Consider the following 17,353-nt stretch of genomic DNA (forward strand, 5'->3'; position numbering starts at 1 on the left):
TCGGCTTCTCGACGTCGCGTGTCGCAGACGTGTCGCGCCCTTTCCTTTCCGAACAACTTCTGGACAGAATCGGGTTCTGTCGCAAACTTTTTGGAAAGGTCATTTGCTGCATGACGCTTGCTCCTTTTCCGGGAGTTTGTCATGTTCAAGGGCCGCCATTTTGATCGATCCGTGATCTTGCTGTGCGTTCGCTGGTATCTGGCCTACAATCTCAGCCTGCGCGATCTGGAAGAGATGATGGCCGAACGCGGCCTGAGCGTCGACCATTCAACTGTGCATCGTTGGGTCGTGCGCTTCTCGCTTGAGCTGCTGGACCGATTCAACCGGCGCAAGAGGAGCGTCACTGGAAAGTGGCACATGGACGAGACCTACATCAAGGTTCGCGGCCAATGGATGTATCTCTATCGCGCCATCGACAGCCTTGGCGATACGGTCGAATTCTTCTTCAGCGAAAACCGTGACCTGCCGGCGGCGAAACGCTTCTTGCGGAAGGCCTTGCAGCGCCATGGCAGGCCGGACCGGATCGTCATCGACGGCAGCCAGACCAATCACGAGGCCATCCGATCTTGCGATCCTGAAAACCGCCTGCGAGATCGATCGCGACGAGCACTGAAGCCAATCAGAATCCGCAAGAGCCAGTATTTCAACATTTCAACAACCGCATCGAACAGGATCATCGGCGCATCAAGCGCCGCGTCCGGTCCATGCTCGGCTTCAAGTCAACGAAAACTGCCGAAATTATCCTCTCGGGCATCGAGATGGTTCATATGATGCGCAAACGACAGGCGAGGTTTGCCTACGATCCGACGCCCTCCATTGCCAGGCAGTTCGAAATCCTCGCCGCATGAGCGCCGCGTGACGCTCAACCTGCCTTTGCGACCTCAGCTAGAGTTTGCGACGGAACCAGCGAAACACCGGAAAGCCATGCCACAACCCTCGTAACTGAAAAGTTTGCAACAGAGCCCTGCGACACGCGACGTCGAGAAGCCGACAACTCCGCCCCTCACGACACGCCGCAGAAGCAAAAACTACAGCAATTTCAAAAGGGTGAGCGATCGAGAGCTGGTGGCATGAATAATGCTAATGACTAGATGTGGAGATCAACAGGTTGGCAGATCAGGAGGAAATGATATGCCGCAGCGAATAGGTATCTCGGACGGTAATCGCCCGACAGGAAACTTTCGGAACACCGCCTACGTAATCAAGGAGAGCAGGCGATATTTCGATGCGGCCCACGCGGCCGGCCTCATGGCCGTCCAGGGACGTTCCACGACCGGACGCACATTTGCGTTGGGCACCGGTCCGCTTGACAGTCGACCGCAAGTAATTGATTTCGTGCGATGCTCGTACCTGGGTCTCGACAACCATCCAGTGATCGTCGCTGGCGCGATCGAGGCGATTGAGGCGCATCGGTCATTGCACTGGTCCTGCGCACGAACGCGACTCAATTTCGATCTTCTGGCAGAGCTTGAAGCAACCCTGTCGGAGATGTTCTGCGCACGCGTGCTCGCCTTTTCCTCTGTTATGCTCGCCAATCTGGGCGCGCTGCCCATCCTTGCTTCGGGCCAATTGACAGGCGGAAGCGGCCTCGACGACATGCTTCTGAGGCGAACTCCGTGCTGTGACGATCCCTTCAAGCCGAATTCTGTCCGAAGCCGTGATGTCGATGCTGATACCAGCGCGCATCCCGTAAGGTCGCACGCCGAAGTGATCCGCGGAATTCAAAAAGAACTCTTCTGTTCCGACCAATCCACTAGCGATTGCATGGTTCTCTCCGAGGCAGCACTTAGTAAAACGGGGAGTGCCGTGGCATGATGGTGCAGACTGTGACGGGGCCGATCCCGGTTGAGCGCCTGGACCGCACACTGATGCATGAGCATCTGTTCATTGCCTTTCCCGGCGCCTGGTTCGATCCGTTCGCGAAATTCGATCGAGCGGATTTCACCGAGGAGGCAGTCCGCAGGCTGGTGCAACTGCGCACTGAGCATGACGTGCGCACCTTCGTCGACCCCTGTCCGATCGAACTCGGCCGCGACGTCACAATGATGAAGGAAATCTCCGAAAAATCCGGCGTGCACATCGTCTGCACCACTGGATTTTATTATGACGAACTGGGGCTGCCGGTCTACTGGCGTGCCCGCACCGTCGATGAGATCGCCGAGCTTTACGTCCGAGAGATCACCCACGGCATCGGCGACACCGGTGTAAAGGCCGGTGCCATCAAGGTCTCGACGGGCGCGCCAGTTGTCACCGCAGAGGAGAAAAAATTCCTCGCCGCCGCCTGCATCGCGCAGAAGGCGACCGGGGTGCCGATCATCACCCACACCACGGATGGCTGTGCAGGGCTTGAACAGCAGCAGCTATTCGCGGCTGGCGGCGTTGCCGCACATCGCTGCCTGATCGGGCATAGCTGCTGCAACCCCGACCCTACTTACCATCGCCGCATCGTAGATGCAGGCTCTTACATCGGATTCGATCAGATAGGGACATTGTTTTTCCAGCCGGACGACGTTCGCGCCGACAATTTGGCGAAGCTCGTGCGCGACGGCTTTCGTGCGCAGGTCATGATGAGCATGGATCTCCACTGCCGTAGACTCGGCAAGATGACTCCCCAGTTTCCCGCGGATGATGTCGGCAAGATAGAATACCTGAAGTCGCAGGGACTCTGCCACGCCCACACCTACATGTTCACCGAATTCATCCCGATGCTGCACGCCCGCGGTATCAGTCAGGCGGACATCGTCTCGATCATGGAGGATAACCCGCGACGGTTCTTTGCCGGTGACATTCTGCCGGATAGGGCGACGAACGGCGATGTCACGTTGTCTGGATAAGAACGCGATAAGATCTTAAGATCTGCGGTGCTGATTTCAGCTGCCTCCAGCCACGGGCTCAGCGGAAACCGAAAGTAGAGCCAAACCGCCTGAGCGACGATCTGCAGTGAGAAACGATGGTGTAGCTGATCGGCAAGAGGTTCATCCACCTGCGTCTCTCGCAAAGGCTCCTCACAGCCCGTTACCATTACATAACCCTTCCCGGTGCTCAAAGACCATGATCCGGACCGTCCCGCCACGCCGGACCGCACCTTCGTCCCGTTCGATTCTGTCCAGAAGTTGTTCAGAACGGAATGGGCGCGACACGCGACGTCGAGAAGCCGACAACTCCGCCCCTCACGACACGCCGCAGAAGCAAAAACTACAGCAATTTCAAAAGGGTGAGCGATCGAGAGCTGGTGGCATGAATAATGCTAATGACTAGATGTGGAGATCAACAGGTTGGCAGATCAGGAGGAAATGATATGCCGCAGCGAATAGGTATCTCGGACGGTAATCGCCCGACAGGAAACTTTCGGAACACCGCCTACGTAATCAAGGAGAGCAGGCGATATTTCGATGCGGCCCACGCGGCCGGCCTCATGGCCGTCCAGGGACGTTCCACGACCGGACGCACATTTGCGTTGGGCACCGGTCCGCTTGACAGTCGACCGCAAGTAATTGATTTCGTGCGATGCTCGTACCTGGGTCTCGACAACCATCCAGTGATCGTCGCTGGCGCGATCGAGGCGATTGAGGCGCATCGGTCATTGCACTGGTCCTGCGCACGAACGCGACTCAATTTCGATCTTCTGGCAGAGCTTGAAGCAACCCTGTCGGAGATGTTCTGCGCACGCGTGCTCGCCTTTTCCTCTGTTATGCTCGCCAATCTGGGCGCGCTGCCCATCCTTGCTTCGGGCCAATTGACAGGCGGAAGAAAGCCGGTCGTCGTGTTCGATCGCATTGCGCATATCTCGCTCGCCTATCATAAGCCGGTGGTTGCTGATGAAACACGGGTGGAAACGATTGCGCACAACGACATTGACGCTCTCGAACGCTTGTGCCGCGACAATCCCGTGGTCGCGCATGTATGCGATGGTGTTTACTCCATGGGAGGCAATGCGCCGATTAAGGAACTGCGCCGGCTCCAAGAACGCTATGGGCTCTTTCTCTATATTGACGATGCTCACGGCATATCGCTTTTCGGACGTCAGGGCCAAGGATTTGCACGCTCTCAGTTTCCGCAAGTGCTGGGGGACCGCACGATCATAGCAGCCTCGCTGGGCAAGGGATTCGGCGCATCGGGCGGCATCTTGATGCTCGGAACTGCGGACCAGGAGGACCTGTTTCGGCGCTACGCCATTCCCCATGCGTTTTCGGCTGCGCCCAATCTGGCGTCAGTTGGCGCGGCGCTTGGCTCGTGCAAAATTCATCGCTCGGCAGAACTCCGCGAGCGCCAGAGGCGGTTGGCGCAACGGATCGATCTCTTTGACCGTCGTGTCACAACCGCCGAGCAAAACAATTCACTTCCGATCAGAATGATCGCCATCGGATCGGAGGCCAAGGCGATAGCAATCGCAAGAGAGCTTCTCGATGCCGGCTTCTATACCTCAGTGACGTTCTTTCCGACAGTGGCCCAAGGAAAAGCGGCGATTCGAGTGTGCATTACGGCTGATCATGGGGTCCGCGACATAGAGCGGTTGTGCGATCGCATCTTGGACAGCCTAGCCGATACAACCGATAAGCCCCATGTGGAGGCCTCCTGAGGTGATGATGAAGATTCAGCAGAGGAATTCATGGAACTGCCCGGTATGACCAACATGCGATCAGTTGAGGCGAACAACAGTTTTGACCCGACTTGAACACCGCCTGTAAGAATATGTCATTAAGTCAGCATGTTAGGCGCGCGCCGGCGCGTGTTACCACTACATTGTGGGGGTGATGTCAGGCGAGTTGTTCGTCGAGGTTGTGTGGCAGAGCGATGCCCGCTGCCTTGAAGACGTTGCCCACTTGGCCGGTGACGTGAGTTCTGGTTGTGACGATGCGACCATCCTTTTCGAGGTTCTGTCGCAAACTTTTTGGAAAGGTCATTTGCTGCATGACGCTTGCTCCTTTTTCCGGGAGTTTGTCATGTTAAGGGCCGCCATTTTGATCGATCCGTGATCTTGCTGTGCGTTCGCTGGTATCTGGCCTACAATCTCAGCCTGCGCGATCTGGAAGAGATGATGGCCGAACGCGGCCTGAGCGTCGACCATTCAACTGTGCATCGTTGGGTCGTGCGCTTCTCGCTTGAGCTGCTCGACCGATTCAAGCGGCGCAAGAGGAGCGTCACTGGAAAGTGGCACATGGACGAGACCTACATCAAGGTTCGCGGCCAATGGATGTATCTCTATCGCGCCATCGACAGCCTTAGCGATACGGTCGAATTCTTCTTCAGCGAAAAACGTGACCTGCCGGCGGCCAAACGCTTCTTGCGGAAGGCCTTGCAGCGCCATGGCAGGCCGGACTATCGTCATCGACGGCAGCCAGACCAATCACGAGGCCATCCGATCTTGCGATCTTGAAAACCGCCTGCGAGATCGATCGCGACGAGCACTGAAGCCAATCAGAATCCGCAGGAGCCAGTATTTCAACATTTCAACAACCGCATCGAACAGGATCATCGGCGCATCAAGCGCCGCGTCCGGTCCATGCTCGGCTTCAAGTCAACGAAAACTGCCGAAATTATCCTCTCGGGCATCGAGATGGTTCATATGATGCGCAAACGACAGGCGAGGTTTGCCTACGATCCGACGCCCTCCATTGCCAGGCAGTTCGAAATCCTCGCCGCATGAGCGCCGCGTGACGCTCAACCTGCCTTTGCGACCTCAGCTAGAGTTTGCGACGGAACCAATATGACAGCGTAGCGGTCGGCCAATCGCAGCGTCCCTCAGAAATCTTTGTTACACGTGTTACGGTCATGAACAACTCCGTGTGGTGCTCGACCTGGATTGTGGGTTCATCACCATTACCGTCTTTCGAGCCGTACCTGGCCGCCACCTATCCTGCCGTCGGTGTTCGGCGGCATGAGCGCGATATGTTCGACCAATGCCGGGCCGGTGAAGTAAGTCGACGGCCTGGCATGAAGCTCCGCATTAAAGTCCGACTGCATCTGTTTGGATTGGCCATTCGATGCCAGTTTCAGATCCCGATCGCCTCATATGTTGCAGCAATCTCGCGAATGGACTCGACATAAGCTGCGGTCCTGTAGTCACCAAGTTCAGGCTGCTGCTCAAGGCGAGCAGAAATCCGAGTCCAAGTGGTACGCATCACATCCTCAAGTCCGGACCGTACGAGATCGATCTCCGCGCCCCCTTCCAGCAACTCGTCTCGCATGTCTGCCGGAAACGGGTTGCCGGTCATCCGCTCGAGCGCCTCAGCGATCGTCCGGTTGCGACGTTCCCGCCGCCGGCGCTCCATAAGCCCGAACGGAATGTGCGTGAGATTCTTCACCCATTCGAAGTAGCTCACCACCACGCCACCGGCGTTGACGTAGAGGTCGGGAAGAATGATTACGCCCCGAGAGCGCAGAATCTTGTCAGCCTCGTAGGTGACTGGGCCATTGGCGGCCTCAACGACGAGTTGCGCCAGAACGCGGCTCGCATTGCCAGCGTGGATCGCATTTTCCATGGCGGCAGGAATAAGAATATCGCATGGCCGCTCCAGGCCCGTCATATCCCCTCAAAGGACTCTGCACAGGGAAATCCTAGGATAGTCCCTGTCCGCAGATGATGCTGCTTGAGCGCTTCAACCGGAAGTCCTTCCGGGTTGGTGACATACCCATCGCGTTCGGCAACGATCGTGATCAACGCCCCGTCGTCCTCCGAGAGAAACTTTGCGGCATGATAACCAACATTTCCGAAGCCCTGCACGGCTATGGACAATCTCTTCAGGTCCCGTCCCTGCTTGAGGCCGGGTGTGCGCTTATCGTTGAGATAGCTCTGAATGGCGAATTGCACGCCTCTGCCTGTTGCTTCTGTGCGTCCGGCGATACCGCCCTTAGATAGGGGTTTCCCGGTAACACAGGCACGCGCATTGATCACGTCCGTTGGATTGGCTCGACGAAACTCGTCCGCCATCCAGGCCATTTCTCGTTCGCTCGTTCCGATGTCAGGTGCCGGCACGTTGGCTCCAGGCCCAATTAGCCCGCGCTTGGTCAGCTCTTGCGTGAAGCGGCGGGTTATCCGTTCCAGCTCAACTTGAGTCCATTCGCTGGGGTCAATCTTGAGGGCCCCTTTTGAGCCGCCGAACGGCACGTCGACAAGCGCACATTTGAGCGTCATCAGGGCAGCGAGAGCTTCGACCTCTTCGGCGTCCGCCTGCGGTGCATAACGAATGCCCCCCTTGACCGGCTCACAATGCTCGCTGTGTACCGAGCGCCACCCGGTGAAACTATACACCCGACCGCGAAGCCGGACGCCGAACCGCACGGTGTAGGTGGAGTTGCACTGCACGATCCGTTCCCGCCAAGCCCTCCGGAAGGTCAAGGAAAGACATTGCGTGCTGGAAATTGTGGTCGACGCTTTCAAGAAAGCCGGAGCTCTCTATGGTTTTTGCAGAATCGGTGGCGACGTCCATCACACACCTTCAAAGTTCGAGCGGAATCGACCGCATGGATGTAAAGAACGCGTCATCAGATGTTTCCCATGCAAAGATATTTCATTTCGAGGTAGTCTTCGGCTCCATGACGGGAGCCTTCCCTACCAAGGCCTGACTGCTTAATGCCGCCGAACGGCGCGGTTTCTGTCGACATTAGACCTGTGTTGATGCCCACCATTCCGTATTCAAGTGCCTCAGCCACACGCCATACTTTCTTCGTGTCGCCAGAGAAGAAGTAAGCGGCAAGTCCGAATTCGGTATCGTTTGCCTGGGCAATCACATCCTCAACAGTGTCGAAGTGGAACAGCGGCGCAATGGGCCCAAATGTTTCCTCGCGGGCGACCTTCATCTCCCGATTGACGCCCACAAGCACCGTGGGGGTAAAAAAGGTCCCGTGTCCCTCGACACGCCGACCGCCTGTGAGGACAGTCGCCCCTTTCGAAACCGCATCTGTAATGTGGTCTTCGACCTTGGACAGTCCGTTTTCATCAATGAGAGGGCCAATCGCCACGCCGGCTTGGAAGCCGTCACCGACAGCCATGTTCTCGACCTTGGCCTTGAGTTTGGCGGCGAAGGCCTCGTAAATCCCGGATTGAACGTAGATGCGATTGGCACAAACGCAGGTCTGGCCCGCATTGCGGTACTTTGACGCGAGGGCACCCTCGACGGCCGCATCGATGTCGGCATCGTCAAACACTATGAACGGCGCGTTGCCGCCAAGCTCCAAACTAAGCTTTTTAATTTGATCGGCGCTTTGGCGCATGAGAATTCGACCGACCTCGGTGGAGCCGGTGAAGCTGATCTTGCGCACCTTTTCATTGCCGCAGAGCTCCTTCCCGATAGCTTGGCCGCTGGTACCAACGACGACATTGAGTACACCGGCAGGCACACCCGCCTGTTCCGCCAGAGCGGCCAGCGCCAGCGCCGTCAGCGGCGTTTGCGCCGCAGGTTTTGACACAACGGTGCAACCGACAGCCAGTGCCGGAGCGACCTTGCGCGTAACCATAGCTGCCGGGAAATTCCACGGTGTAATTGTCCCGACCACCCCAACAGGCTGCTTGATGACTAGCAGCCTCTTGTCCCCCGCAGGCGCGGGAATGATTTCGCCGTAAATGCGCTTTGCTTCCTCGGCGAACCACTCAACATACGCGGCCGCGTAAAGTATCTCGCCGCGTGCCTCGCCGAGGGGCTTGCCCATTTCTGCGGTGAGGATGGAGGCCAGGTCATCCGCATTGACGATCATGAGATCACACCATCGGCGCAGGATTGCCGCGCGTTCTCTTGCGGGCTTGGCCGCCCACTCAGGCTGAGCGGCGTGAGCTGCGTCTATTGCGGCTTTCGTTTCGGCAGCGCCCATATTGGGCAGCGATGCCAGGATCTGGCCTGTGGCGGGATTGAGCACGTCGAATGTTCCGACAGCGCCTCCCGTCGTCCACGCGCCATTGATATATCCGAATTCGCGCAAACAGGGCGAGGAAACGGAAACGTGCCTTGTAAGTGCATCAGTAAATGTCATCTGTGTTTCTCCAGGCGGCATCATTCGCGGGGCCGCATGACCCGCCGATCGACGCCAAAGGATAGGGAACTCTTGCGGTTGACACCGGATGGCAGCCGAGAAGTGCTAAAGGTCGCTGTAACGACCGAGCCGTCGGGTCTCGGACCTAGTCGGTCAAGTTCTGGCTCCGGATCTTTCGATCGAGGGCGATGTTGACCCACTGACGACCTGCGCGACGCGCCGATTGCTCGATCTATGATCAGCTCGGCAGATACTCGCCTCCATTAACGTCGATAATCGCGCCATTGATGAACTCGGCTTGATCGGAAGCAAGGAAGGACACGACGGCAGCAATGTCCTCTGGGCGCCCGAGGCGACCCGATGGAACCCGAGCTGCGGCGGCTTGGTTGGCCGGACTATCTGGTGCGCCCAGCATCTCTGTCAGTACATTTCCCGGCGCCACCGTGTTGATCGTGACGCCGCAAGCGGAGTATTCGCTGACCAGAGACTTTGCGATTCCACCCAAGGCAGCCTTGGACGCCACATAGCTTGCACCGGCGATCCGCGGCATTGTGCGGCTGGCCATTGATCCAATCAGAATAATGCGCCCGAACCCATTGGCAGCCATGAGAGGTGCCGCCACTTGGCAGCATACCATGGCGCCGGTCAAATTGATGGCCATGACCTCGTGCCACTCGCTAAGGGGAATGGCATCGAAAGCAAGGCGCTGACCGTTTGGCTTTGGAGAAACCCCTGCATTGCAGACCAAAATGTCTGGGGGTCCCCATACCCTCTCGACGGATTTGAAGAAGGCCTCAATTGCATCGGGGTCTCGCAAATCAACAACTTCGGCAAGGACGTTCTCCGGGCCGAACTTGCGCGAAAGTTCTTCCCGAGCGTTCTCAACGCGAGCAGGATTCGTACTGAAGACTGCTACCCGATGTCCGCTGGCAAGAAGGTGTTCCGCGCATGCAAGCCCGATGCCTGCTGTGCCGCCGGTAATCACCGCTACTCGAGTCGGTGTTTCCCTTGTCACGCTCCTTCCTCCAGATTTGCAAAGAGCGATATCGGCGGAAACGCCCGGGGATCGGTGATCATATCGATGAGAAGGGGACCGTTTCCGGCAAGTCCGCGATCAAGGGCAGCCCCCAGCTCCTGTGCCCGATCAACGCGCACAGCTGGGCATCCGCATGCTTCAGCGACCTTTGTGTGGTCGACCGCGCTGAAATGGCAAGCGCTAGTGTAACCGCTAAACTTTACTGTCTCAGCGTGTTTTTGAAACCCGAGAATACCGTTGTTTAGGACGATCACGGTCAGATTGATCTGGGAACGAACGAGCGTCTCCAGCTCAGCCCAACTGTGCGCAAATCCTCCATCACCTACGATAGCAAATACCGGGTGATCTGGGCGGGCAATTTTTGCACCGATTGCGAGAGGAAGCCCCCAGCCAAGTCCCGCCAACCCGCGCGGTGTTATGAAGCGGGAACCGGCCCGCAAGCTGCGAAGCTGCCCTGTGACCCAAAACGAGGAATAGCTGGCATCGGTGACAATGACCGTTTCAGGTGTTAGCCGCTTCTGAAGCTCCTTCATCAGGGATTCTGGTCTGATCGGGCTATCAGTCGAGTTTGCGACGGCATACCGGTCGTTCTCGTAGGCGGCCCAAGCAGCAGAGATCTTGTTCTGAACGCTCGCTCTCGCCTTCTGTCGAGCGTCGAGCGGTTGTGATGACAAGGCATTCCGAAGCGCCCTTAGGGTCTCTTCGGCGGTACCGACCAGGCGAAGTCCCTCGTAGGTACGCCCGATTTCCCCAGGATCGACATCAATGTGAATGACTTTCGCGTCAGACGGAATTAGACGCCAGTTGTCTGTTCCGTTCTGATTGGTTCGCGTTCCAATCAACAAAACGAGGTCAGCCTCGTCGAGCAGCGCGCGACTGTGGCGACCGAGCGACCTGGGGCCGACGAGCGACCCAAGCACCCCGACGGACAAAGGATGATGCTCGTCAACAGCACCCTTTCCCATGTTGGTCGTGAACACGGGAATTGAGGCCATTTCCTGAAGCTGCGCAAGTTCGGCTGCCCCGTTGCCGGCGTGAACTCCGCCACCTGCGAGAATCACGGGCGAGCGGGCTTCTGCAATGGCGCGCGCAGCTTCCTCGATCAGCGACGCAGCGGGCTGGATACGATCCAACGGCCAACTGCCAAGATTGGCGCGTCTAGGGAACGAAGAAAGTGGCGCTCTTTCCCGTAGAAGATCGGCAGGCAACAGTACAACCGCCGGACCGGGGCGCCCTGAAGCAGCCGCAGTGAAGGCTGCGTCAATGTAGTCTTCTATGCGTTGGCCGACAACGACCCGGCGGATCCATTTCGCACAAGACTGAAACAACGCGATATGATCGAGCTCCTGAAAGGCGTTGCGGTCAGCTTGATCCCGCTCAACCTCCTGAACGAGAGCCACTACGGGCACGCTCGCCTTGAGCGCCTCGGCTAATGGCGGCACGAGCAAAGTCGCCGCGGGGCCATTTTGGGCCGCTACCACGGCGACCTTTCCGGAAAGACGCGCATAGCCGTCAGCCATCGCGCCGCCCATGTTTTCCTGACGATAGGAGACTTGCCTGATTCCAATTCTTTCCGCCGCCAAGATTACGGCTGACGGCAGGCTCTGAGCGAAGATGTTCTCCACCCCGTGACGCTTTAGGGCGACTGCAACGCGTTCTGCCACAGTCATTTCGGAGGTTACATTCATGGGAGCTTCTTGCACTACAATTTTCATTGTCATGCCCCGTCGTGCGAGGTTGGCGTTGCCTGGAGATAGCGGTCAAACACATTGGCAATGTAATCGATGTCGGCGTCTGACATTGCCGTTGAAAGACAGGCCGCAGCGCCGTTTGGCAACACGATACCCTCCTTCACATAGAACCGGGTCATAGCAGTCATTGCGGCCGCTTCGTGGGGTGACGGATACGCTTCCCGGTATTCTCGTGGCAGCGTCCGTTTTGGATGGATGCGAAACAGGGATGCCGCGCCGCTGATCACATAGTGTGCCTTATGGCGGGCGATTGCGGCACTAAGAGAGGCGCGCAATCGATCGCCCATCGCCTCCAGCCGCTCAAACGCCGCCTCGGTCATGGCTTCCATGCTGATCCTGCCGGCGACCATCGACACGGGATTAGCCGAAAACGTACCTCCCTGCGCAACTTTGGCGCGGCCAGCCGATCCATCAAACACGCTCATCACGCGACTGGACCCACCGATGGCGCCCACCGGAAAGCCGCCACCAATGATCTTTCCGGCAGCGATCAAGTCCGGCACGATCCCATAACGTGCCGACGCCCCTCTAAAGCTCTGACGGAGGTTGAGGACTTCGTCACAGATGATCAGGATGCCATGCTGACGCGCGGTTTCGGAAATGGCCCCAATGAAGGCTGGGCCAGGTGGAATAAGGCCGCCACGGCTCGGCATGGGATCAAGCAGGATACAAGCCAGTCGATCGGCGTTAGCGGCGATCCGGCGACGCGCGCCATCAGCATCGTTGAACCGAAGCATGACCACCTCTTCGGTGACCGACGCCGGCATGCCAACATACGAAGGGACCGCGACTGGCGCGTCCGACGATCCCCAGGTAGAGGGCCCTCCCCCTTGCCCTGCTTCCGCCCAATCGTATGAGCCGTGGTAGGCGCCCTCGATCTTTGCAACACAGGAGCGCCCAGTGAAGGCGCGCGCCGCCTTGATCGCAAACATCACGGCCTCTGTGCCGGTGTTGACGAAACGGATTTGCTCAACTGCAGGAATGCGATCAATCAGAAGCTCAGCGAGATCGATCTCGTGTGCGGTTGGATTGGCGAAGCACGTGCCATCGCGGAGCAGTCGGGCCACAGCATCCATTGCCGGCGCAAACCCATGCCCATGGATCAGTGTGGTGAAATTGTTGTTGAGATCGAGGAAGCGCTGCCCGTCAACATCCACCAAATATGCGCCGTCGCCCTTCAGGACATAGCGCGGGATCGGGTCTCGCTCGATTGTGGCACGGGTGGTGCCATCAGGAAATACATGCCGGGCCCGCGCGAATAATTTCGCGGACTGCGCGTCCGATGACGCCTCCAGCGCCCCTTTTGTTTCGTGCAACATAAAAGCTATCTCCTCGCGATAAAGACGGGCAAAGGCCGGATCTAATCAGTTTGTTGCAACAAAATTACCGGTTATTCGTCTTAAAGCAAGGGGGTTTTGAAAATATTAAGTCCCGTGCACCATGCCTCCGGCCGAAATCGCTTTCTTCAGGCGCCGATAACCATCTCGAATGTCGTTCTCGAACGCGGCCCGAACGGCATCCACGTTGCCGTCGCGAAGGCTCCCGATGACGACTTCGTGGTTGTGCACGCCGTATTTCTGGATCGCGAACTCAGGATAAAGATCGTGGAAAGACGGGCCTATTCGCAACCATAGGGTCTCGATCGTGGACAGTAGGTGCGGCATTTCGCACCATCGATAGAGGGCGAAGTGGAATTCCTTGTTCGTCCAGAGCACTTCGGAATAGCTTCGGTTTGCAAGGGCCTTCATTGATCTTCGCCTGCATCTTCTCAAGGGCGTTAGCCAGGTTCGAAGGGGCTCGCGCCGCGCCGCGTTCTGCCGCCAGTCCCTCAAGAGCAAGCCGCATAGCAGTGACTTCCTCCAACGTTTCCATTGTGAGATGAGGCACGATGACGGTCTTGGGACCGGAATAGACAAGCGCACCCTCGGCTGCAAAGCGGTTCAATGCGTCGCGCGCCGGCGTGGAACTCACGCCCAGGGCATCGGCCACCGCCCGTACCGTCAGCTTGCGGCCTGGCTCAAAGGCGCCACGTACAAGGCGATCTTTCATCGCCTCATAGACCATGTCGCCCAAACGCGCATGCTTCGTGAGCGGTTCGAGATCCACGCCTCTGATTTCCCCTGCCGAGCGCATCTTCGGCGCTGCCGTGCCAATATCGGTAGAATTCGCCGGCCTGCTCACATTCCCCACAGTGGCGTACAAAAATTTTCTACATCAAATTACATTCTGCGGAATGTACAAAAAATGTTGCGGGAGACGAACCTTTTTTTATTGATCCAACAGCAGTTGGCGACCAGCCCGCCCAGCCAGTGCACCGATCGCATGCGAGCAAAGCGCGGCGCCGTTCAGATCCGCAAAGGTCTATTCGAGCCCGCCAAAGCCCGTTGTCCGAAGCAATCGAGGAGATCCTGCCCGACGGGCGCGGGCGACGATCGGATAGATCATGCACGGAAGGCAGACATTGCCGTGGGCCCCGCGGAACTCCCGGCACCGAACGGGTGCTCGCCCAGGGCAGCGAAGGAGCCGTCATTCTCAAGATAGACCAGTGCTTCGAACGGTGGGGTCAGGTCGTCGGCAAAACTCAGCCCTTCGATCTGAAGAAACAACTCATCCGCCCAGAAAACACGGCCGTTGCGTCCGAATTGCCCGGCACGGACACGCCGAAACCGATAGGGAGCAAGAGTGATTTGGATCTGGTCACCGGCTGGCGTGTGCGACCGGCGACCGCTTTTTAGGGACGCGCTGCTTCGGTGATGGAAAGCGGGGGTTTGCAGGTTGCGGTCGGCGGGTTCGTCGCGGCACCCAAAAAGATGGCACCCAAAGATCCGGAGGGTGTGCACGCGGTCGACCTCCCCACGCTGAAAAACACGCCCGCCTAGGCGATCTCGCCTATGAGGCGATGCAAGAACGTCTGGTGCAGGGCGCGTTCGAGCCGGGGCGCAAATTGATGGTTCGCGCCGTTGCCGAAGCACTGGGCGTGAGCTCGACACCCGCGCGCGATGGCTTGAACCGCGTGGCTGCCGAAGGTGCGGTTGTGTATTCCGGCCCCAAAACCGTCATCGTGCCCCCTCCGACGATGGACGCGCTGCAAGAGATTACGTCCATACGGCTTGCCCTCGAAGGGCTGGCAGCGGAACGCGGGGCAGCTAAGGCACCTCCTGAACTCGCAGATGGTCGCCTGTGATCAGTCGCAAGTGGTTGAGATTGCGGGTTTTCGGCGGGCTGCGAAGTATCTGGTATTGCAAGGTTATAACCATTCGGCGGCATTTCCTTGCGTTTTCGCGCGGGGGGCGAAGGGTCTGGGCATTCCGCATGCTCTGATTCACTGCGAGGATCGAAGACGGAGCCCCGCAGATGCGCCCCAGAAAGCCCGACCCGACGCCGCAATCTGACATGTTCCGCGAGAAGCCTTGCGGCGATCCTGGACCCCCGGCACGAACTGCTGCGGCTGGCGGCCCGCATCGACTGGGACCGGCTCGATGCGCTCTACGGCGCCACCTTCGTGGAGCATGTCGGCCGCCCCGGCTTGCCGACACGGCTGATGGTGGGGCTGCACCTGATCAAGCACATCAAGGGTCTGTCGGACGACGCCGTCTGCGCGGCCTGGGTGGAGACCCCGTATTTCCAGGCCTTATGCGGCGAGACCCATTTCCAGCACAGGCTGCCGGCAGACCACTCCTCCATGACCAACTGGCGCAAGCGCATGGATGCCGGGAGGCGCGAAGCGCTGCTGGCCGAGACGATCTCGATTGCCATGGTAAGTTGCGCCGTCAGCGAGCGCCAGCTCGAACGCGTCATGGTCGACACCACCGTGCAGACCAAGGCGGTTGCTCATCCCACCGTCGGCCATCTCATGCTGCGCGCGATCGAATGGCTGAACCGGGCCGCAGGCGCACATGGCGTCCGGCTGAGCCAGTCCTACCTGCGTGTGGCGCGTCGGGCCAGGAAGGAGGCGGCTCGCCTCATGCGCAGGCCAGAGCGCATCGAACGTTGCGGCGTGGCATCGCAGCACCGTCGGCAGATCCTGATGCATAGCAAAGCGCGCCCAGATGAGACGGCTATAGCCCAGCACCATGGAAAACAGCCAGACGATCCTGGGGGTTGCCAGCTCATCGGTGAAGACGACATGGAATTGGGCGAAATCCACCTGGGCCTGTTCGCCGGGAGCTGTTTCGAACCGAACTTCAAAGCCGGGTTCTGAGGTCGGACGAACGTCTCTGAGAAAGTCCGTGACGGCAGTGTAGCCACCGTCGTATCCGCGATCCTTCAGCTCTCGCAGGAGCCGCCGGCCGCTAAGGCCGGGATAGGCAGTAATCCGTTCACGCAAATAAGCGGTGAAGGGATCAATCACCGTCGCCCGTGGCTTTCTTGGTCCATAGGCAGGCGCTTCAAGGCCACGCTCGATGTATTTGCGGATTGTCTTTCGATCGACGCCGGTCTGTCTGGCGATCGCTGACACCGACAGCCCCTGCCGATGCATATCCAAGATCATGACTATCTCCCCGAGTTTGATCACCGCCATTCCCCTCTCGACCATCGAGAGCAGTATCGGTGATGACGCGCCGCCGGTCCTCCGGGGCGCGTAGGGTCGCCCGTGAAGAATCCTGTTTTGTCAGGCCACGCGCATGAGCGGCGTGCTGTTCGGGAACAGGATGGCGGCTAGGATCAGCAACAAGAGCTTCCTGAACCATGCCAGGAGGAGCCGGAGGTTGTGGCCGATGGCGCAGAGCAGGACGTTGACGACGTCTCCCTCGGCGCCCTTTGTCGATACCGGATCAATACTTCCCCAGAAGTGCCGTTTGAATCTTCCCCAGTTTTAAACCGCGCGTCGTCAGCAACCCAACCTTGGCACCTTTGCGTTCAAGCAGGATGTTAGTCGCTACCGTCGTTCCGTGAATAAAGTGAGAGCACTCACCGAGCAGGCGGGACACCGGCAGGTTGAGAATACCTGCAGCACCTTCGATCGCGCAAATAACGCCAACCGCAGGATTGCTTGCCTCCGAAGGTGACTTGTACTGAATAACCGTGTCGTTCGCGTCGATGAGAACGAAATCCGTAAACGTTCCACCGACATCAATTCCGATCCTCCATGGCGCTTGAAGGCTGGGACGGGAAGTTTCTCTGCTCATGGTACCTCTAAAGCGCAACGGGCCTTCGCAAACGACTTCATGACAACAGACAGCAGCCAAATCCCGACGCGTTTCTGGGTAGGTGCAATGCAAGCGAACACAACAGTCGGACGCCTAACGTTCGGGGCAAGCCGATCCGCGGCTTTCGTTCTATGGTTCGACCACTGCATCACTGAGAAGTCGGATAACTCTTTGGCTCCAATAGGCCGGTTTTTTGGCGTAACTAAAAGTCGGCTGCTGTCGTTGGGATTAGGCATCCCGTGTCGTCTCCAACCCACGCCGGGGACGGGTCAGCGGCACCTGAAAGTCGGAAGACCCAGGCCCTAGCAGACTTAGTGTGCTGGTTGAATAAGCTTTGGCCCCGGGCTGGGCTCAGTTTTGTCCACGTCCCGATCGCAAGAGCAGTAATGGACAGGGGCTCAGCGGATTGGCTCCTCACCACGTAGCAGCTGGTGCAAGAGCAGTCCGTG

Annotated in this window: 11 protein-coding genes and 6 pseudogenes; 7 read left to right on the top strand and 10 right to left on the bottom strand. The window is 58.3% G+C overall.

Annotated elements, in window-relative coordinates; translation table 11 throughout:
• Nucleotides 1-141 precede the first annotated feature (141 nt).
• From AC1RZR_RS35700 to AC1RZR_RS35715, 4 genes and pseudogenes are all read left to right on the top strand, one after another.
• Nucleotides 142-848, top strand: a pseudogene (locus tag AC1RZR_RS35700) (IS6 family transposase).
• A gap of 283 nt (nt 849-1,131) precedes the next feature.
• Entirely contained in the window at nt 1,132-1,815 is a 684-nt protein-coding gene (locus AC1RZR_RS35705) for a PLP-dependent aminotransferase family protein (protein ID WP_481829323.1), read from the top strand.
• The gene (locus tag AC1RZR_RS35710) at nt 1,815-2,834 is read left to right on the top strand and encodes a phosphotriesterase family protein (protein ID WP_481829324.1); all 1,020 of its coding nucleotides are present in this window, start codon (nt 1,815-1,817) and stop codon (nt 2,832-2,834) included. The genes AC1RZR_RS35705 and AC1RZR_RS35710 overlap by 1 nt, the downstream gene beginning before the upstream one ends.
• A 464-nt stretch (nt 2,835-3,298) precedes the next feature.
• Complete coding sequence (locus AC1RZR_RS35715) at nt 3,299-4,579, top strand: aminotransferase class I/II-fold pyridoxal phosphate-dependent enzyme (RefSeq protein ID WP_481829325.1); 1,281 nt, start codon at nt 3,299-3,301, stop codon at nt 4,577-4,579.
• Nucleotides 4,580-4,757: 178 nt separating this feature from the next.
• On the opposite strand, the gene AC1RZR_RS35720 is transcribed toward AC1RZR_RS35715, so the two are convergent.
• Nucleotides 4,758-4,913, bottom strand: a complete 156-nt coding sequence (locus tag AC1RZR_RS35720; RefSeq protein WP_481829625.1) for a hypothetical protein — start codon at nt 4,911-4,913, stop codon at nt 4,758-4,760.
• Between the two features lie 59 nt (nt 4,914-4,972).
• Between AC1RZR_RS35720 and AC1RZR_RS35725 the strand changes: the two are divergent.
• Nucleotides 4,973-5,647: pseudogene (locus tag AC1RZR_RS35725) on the top strand (IS6 family transposase).
• A gap of 346 nt (nt 5,648-5,993) precedes the next feature.
• Here the strand turns inward: AC1RZR_RS35725 and AC1RZR_RS35730 are convergent.
• From AC1RZR_RS35730 to AC1RZR_RS35760, 7 genes and pseudogenes are all read right to left on the bottom strand, one after another.
• Nucleotides 5,994-7,349, bottom strand: a pseudogene (locus AC1RZR_RS35730) (Glu/Leu/Phe/Val family dehydrogenase).
• A 136-nt stretch (nt 7,350-7,485) separates the two neighbouring features.
• A complete protein-coding gene (locus AC1RZR_RS35735) occupies nt 7,486-8,967 on the bottom strand; it encodes an NAD-dependent succinate-semialdehyde dehydrogenase (RefSeq protein ID WP_481829326.1) in 1,482 nt (493 codons plus the stop codon).
• A 238-nt stretch (nt 8,968-9,205) separates the two neighbouring features.
• Nucleotides 9,206-9,982: an SDR family oxidoreductase gene (locus AC1RZR_RS35740; RefSeq protein ID WP_481829327.1), complete on the bottom strand. Its 777-nt coding sequence runs from the start codon at nt 9,980-9,982 to the stop codon at nt 9,206-9,208.
• On the bottom strand, nt 9,979-11,691 hold the full coding sequence (locus AC1RZR_RS35745) for an acetolactate synthase catalytic subunit (RefSeq protein ID WP_481829328.1): 1,713 nt from the start codon (nt 11,689-11,691) through the stop codon (nt 9,979-9,981). Before AC1RZR_RS35745 ends, AC1RZR_RS35740 begins: the two co-directional genes overlap by 4 nt.
• 29 nt (nt 11,692-11,720) lie before the next feature.
• Complete coding sequence (locus AC1RZR_RS35750; RefSeq protein WP_481829329.1) at nt 11,721-13,073, bottom strand: aspartate aminotransferase family protein; 1,353 nt, start codon at nt 13,071-13,073, stop codon at nt 11,721-11,723.
• A gap of 105 nt (nt 13,074-13,178) precedes the next feature.
• Nucleotides 13,179-13,887 (bottom strand): annotated as a pseudogene (locus AC1RZR_RS35755) (GntR family transcriptional regulator).
• Nucleotides 13,888-14,195: 308 nt separating this feature from the next.
• Nucleotides 14,196-14,594 (bottom strand): hypothetical protein, encoded by a 399-nt coding sequence (locus tag AC1RZR_RS35760; protein WP_481829330.1) that lies wholly within the window; start codon nt 14,592-14,594, stop codon nt 14,196-14,198.
• A gap of 59 nt (nt 14,595-14,653) precedes the next feature.
• Here AC1RZR_RS35760 and AC1RZR_RS35765 point away from each other — a divergent pair, with 59 nt between their 5' ends.
• Together AC1RZR_RS35765 and AC1RZR_RS35770 are read left to right on the top strand one after the other, a co-directional pair.
• The gene (locus AC1RZR_RS35765; RefSeq protein WP_481829331.1) at nt 14,654-14,938 is read left to right on the top strand and encodes a GntR family transcriptional regulator; all 285 of its coding nucleotides are present in this window, start codon (nt 14,654-14,656) and stop codon (nt 14,936-14,938) included.
• An 87-nt stretch (nt 14,939-15,025) separates the two neighbouring features.
• Nucleotides 15,026-15,397: pseudogene (locus AC1RZR_RS35770) on the top strand (transposase); the annotation flags it as partial.
• Between the two features lie 336 nt (nt 15,398-15,733).
• On the opposite strand, the pseudogene istA reads toward AC1RZR_RS35770, so the two are convergent.
• Nucleotides 15,734-16,270 (bottom strand): annotated as a pseudogene (gene istA, locus AC1RZR_RS35775) (IS21 family transposase); the annotation flags it as partial.
• A gap of 259 nt (nt 16,271-16,529) precedes the next feature.
• Entirely contained in the window at nt 16,530-16,883 is a 354-nt protein-coding gene (locus AC1RZR_RS35780; protein WP_481829332.1) for a hydantoinase/oxoprolinase N-terminal domain-containing protein, read from the bottom strand.
• Nucleotides 16,884-17,353: the final 470 nt, after the last annotated feature.

The organism is Mesorhizobium bavaricum, assembly GCF_056781655.1.

Coding starts and splice junctions, on each gene's coding strand:
- AC1RZR_RS35705 (WP_481829323.1), top strand. CDS start 1,132: ATGCCGCAGCGAATAGGTATCTCGGACGGTAATCGCCCGACAGGAAAC.
- AC1RZR_RS35735 (WP_481829326.1), bottom strand. CDS start 8,967: ATGACATTTACTGATGCACTTACAAGGCACGTTTCCGTTTCCTCGCCC.
- AC1RZR_RS35710 (WP_481829324.1), top strand. CDS start 1,815: ATGGTGCAGACTGTGACGGGGCCGATCCCGGTTGAGCGCCTGGACCGC.
- AC1RZR_RS35750 (WP_481829329.1), bottom strand. CDS start 13,073: ATGTTGCACGAAACAAAAGGGGCGCTGGAGGCGTCATCGGACGCGCAG.
- AC1RZR_RS35715 (WP_481829325.1), top strand. CDS start 3,299: ATGCCGCAGCGAATAGGTATCTCGGACGGTAATCGCCCGACAGGAAAC.
- AC1RZR_RS35765 (WP_481829331.1), top strand. CDS start 14,654: ATGCAAGAACGTCTGGTGCAGGGCGCGTTCGAGCCGGGGCGCAAATTG.
- AC1RZR_RS35780 (WP_481829332.1), bottom strand. CDS start 16,883: ATGAGCAGAGAAACTTCCCGTCCCAGCCTTCAAGCGCCATGGAGGATC.
- AC1RZR_RS35745 (WP_481829328.1), bottom strand. CDS start 11,691: ATGAATGTAACCTCCGAAATGACTGTGGCAGAACGCGTTGCAGTCGCC.
- AC1RZR_RS35720 (WP_481829625.1), bottom strand. CDS start 4,913: ATGCAGCAAATGACCTTTCCAAAAAGTTTGCGACAGAACCTCGAAAAG.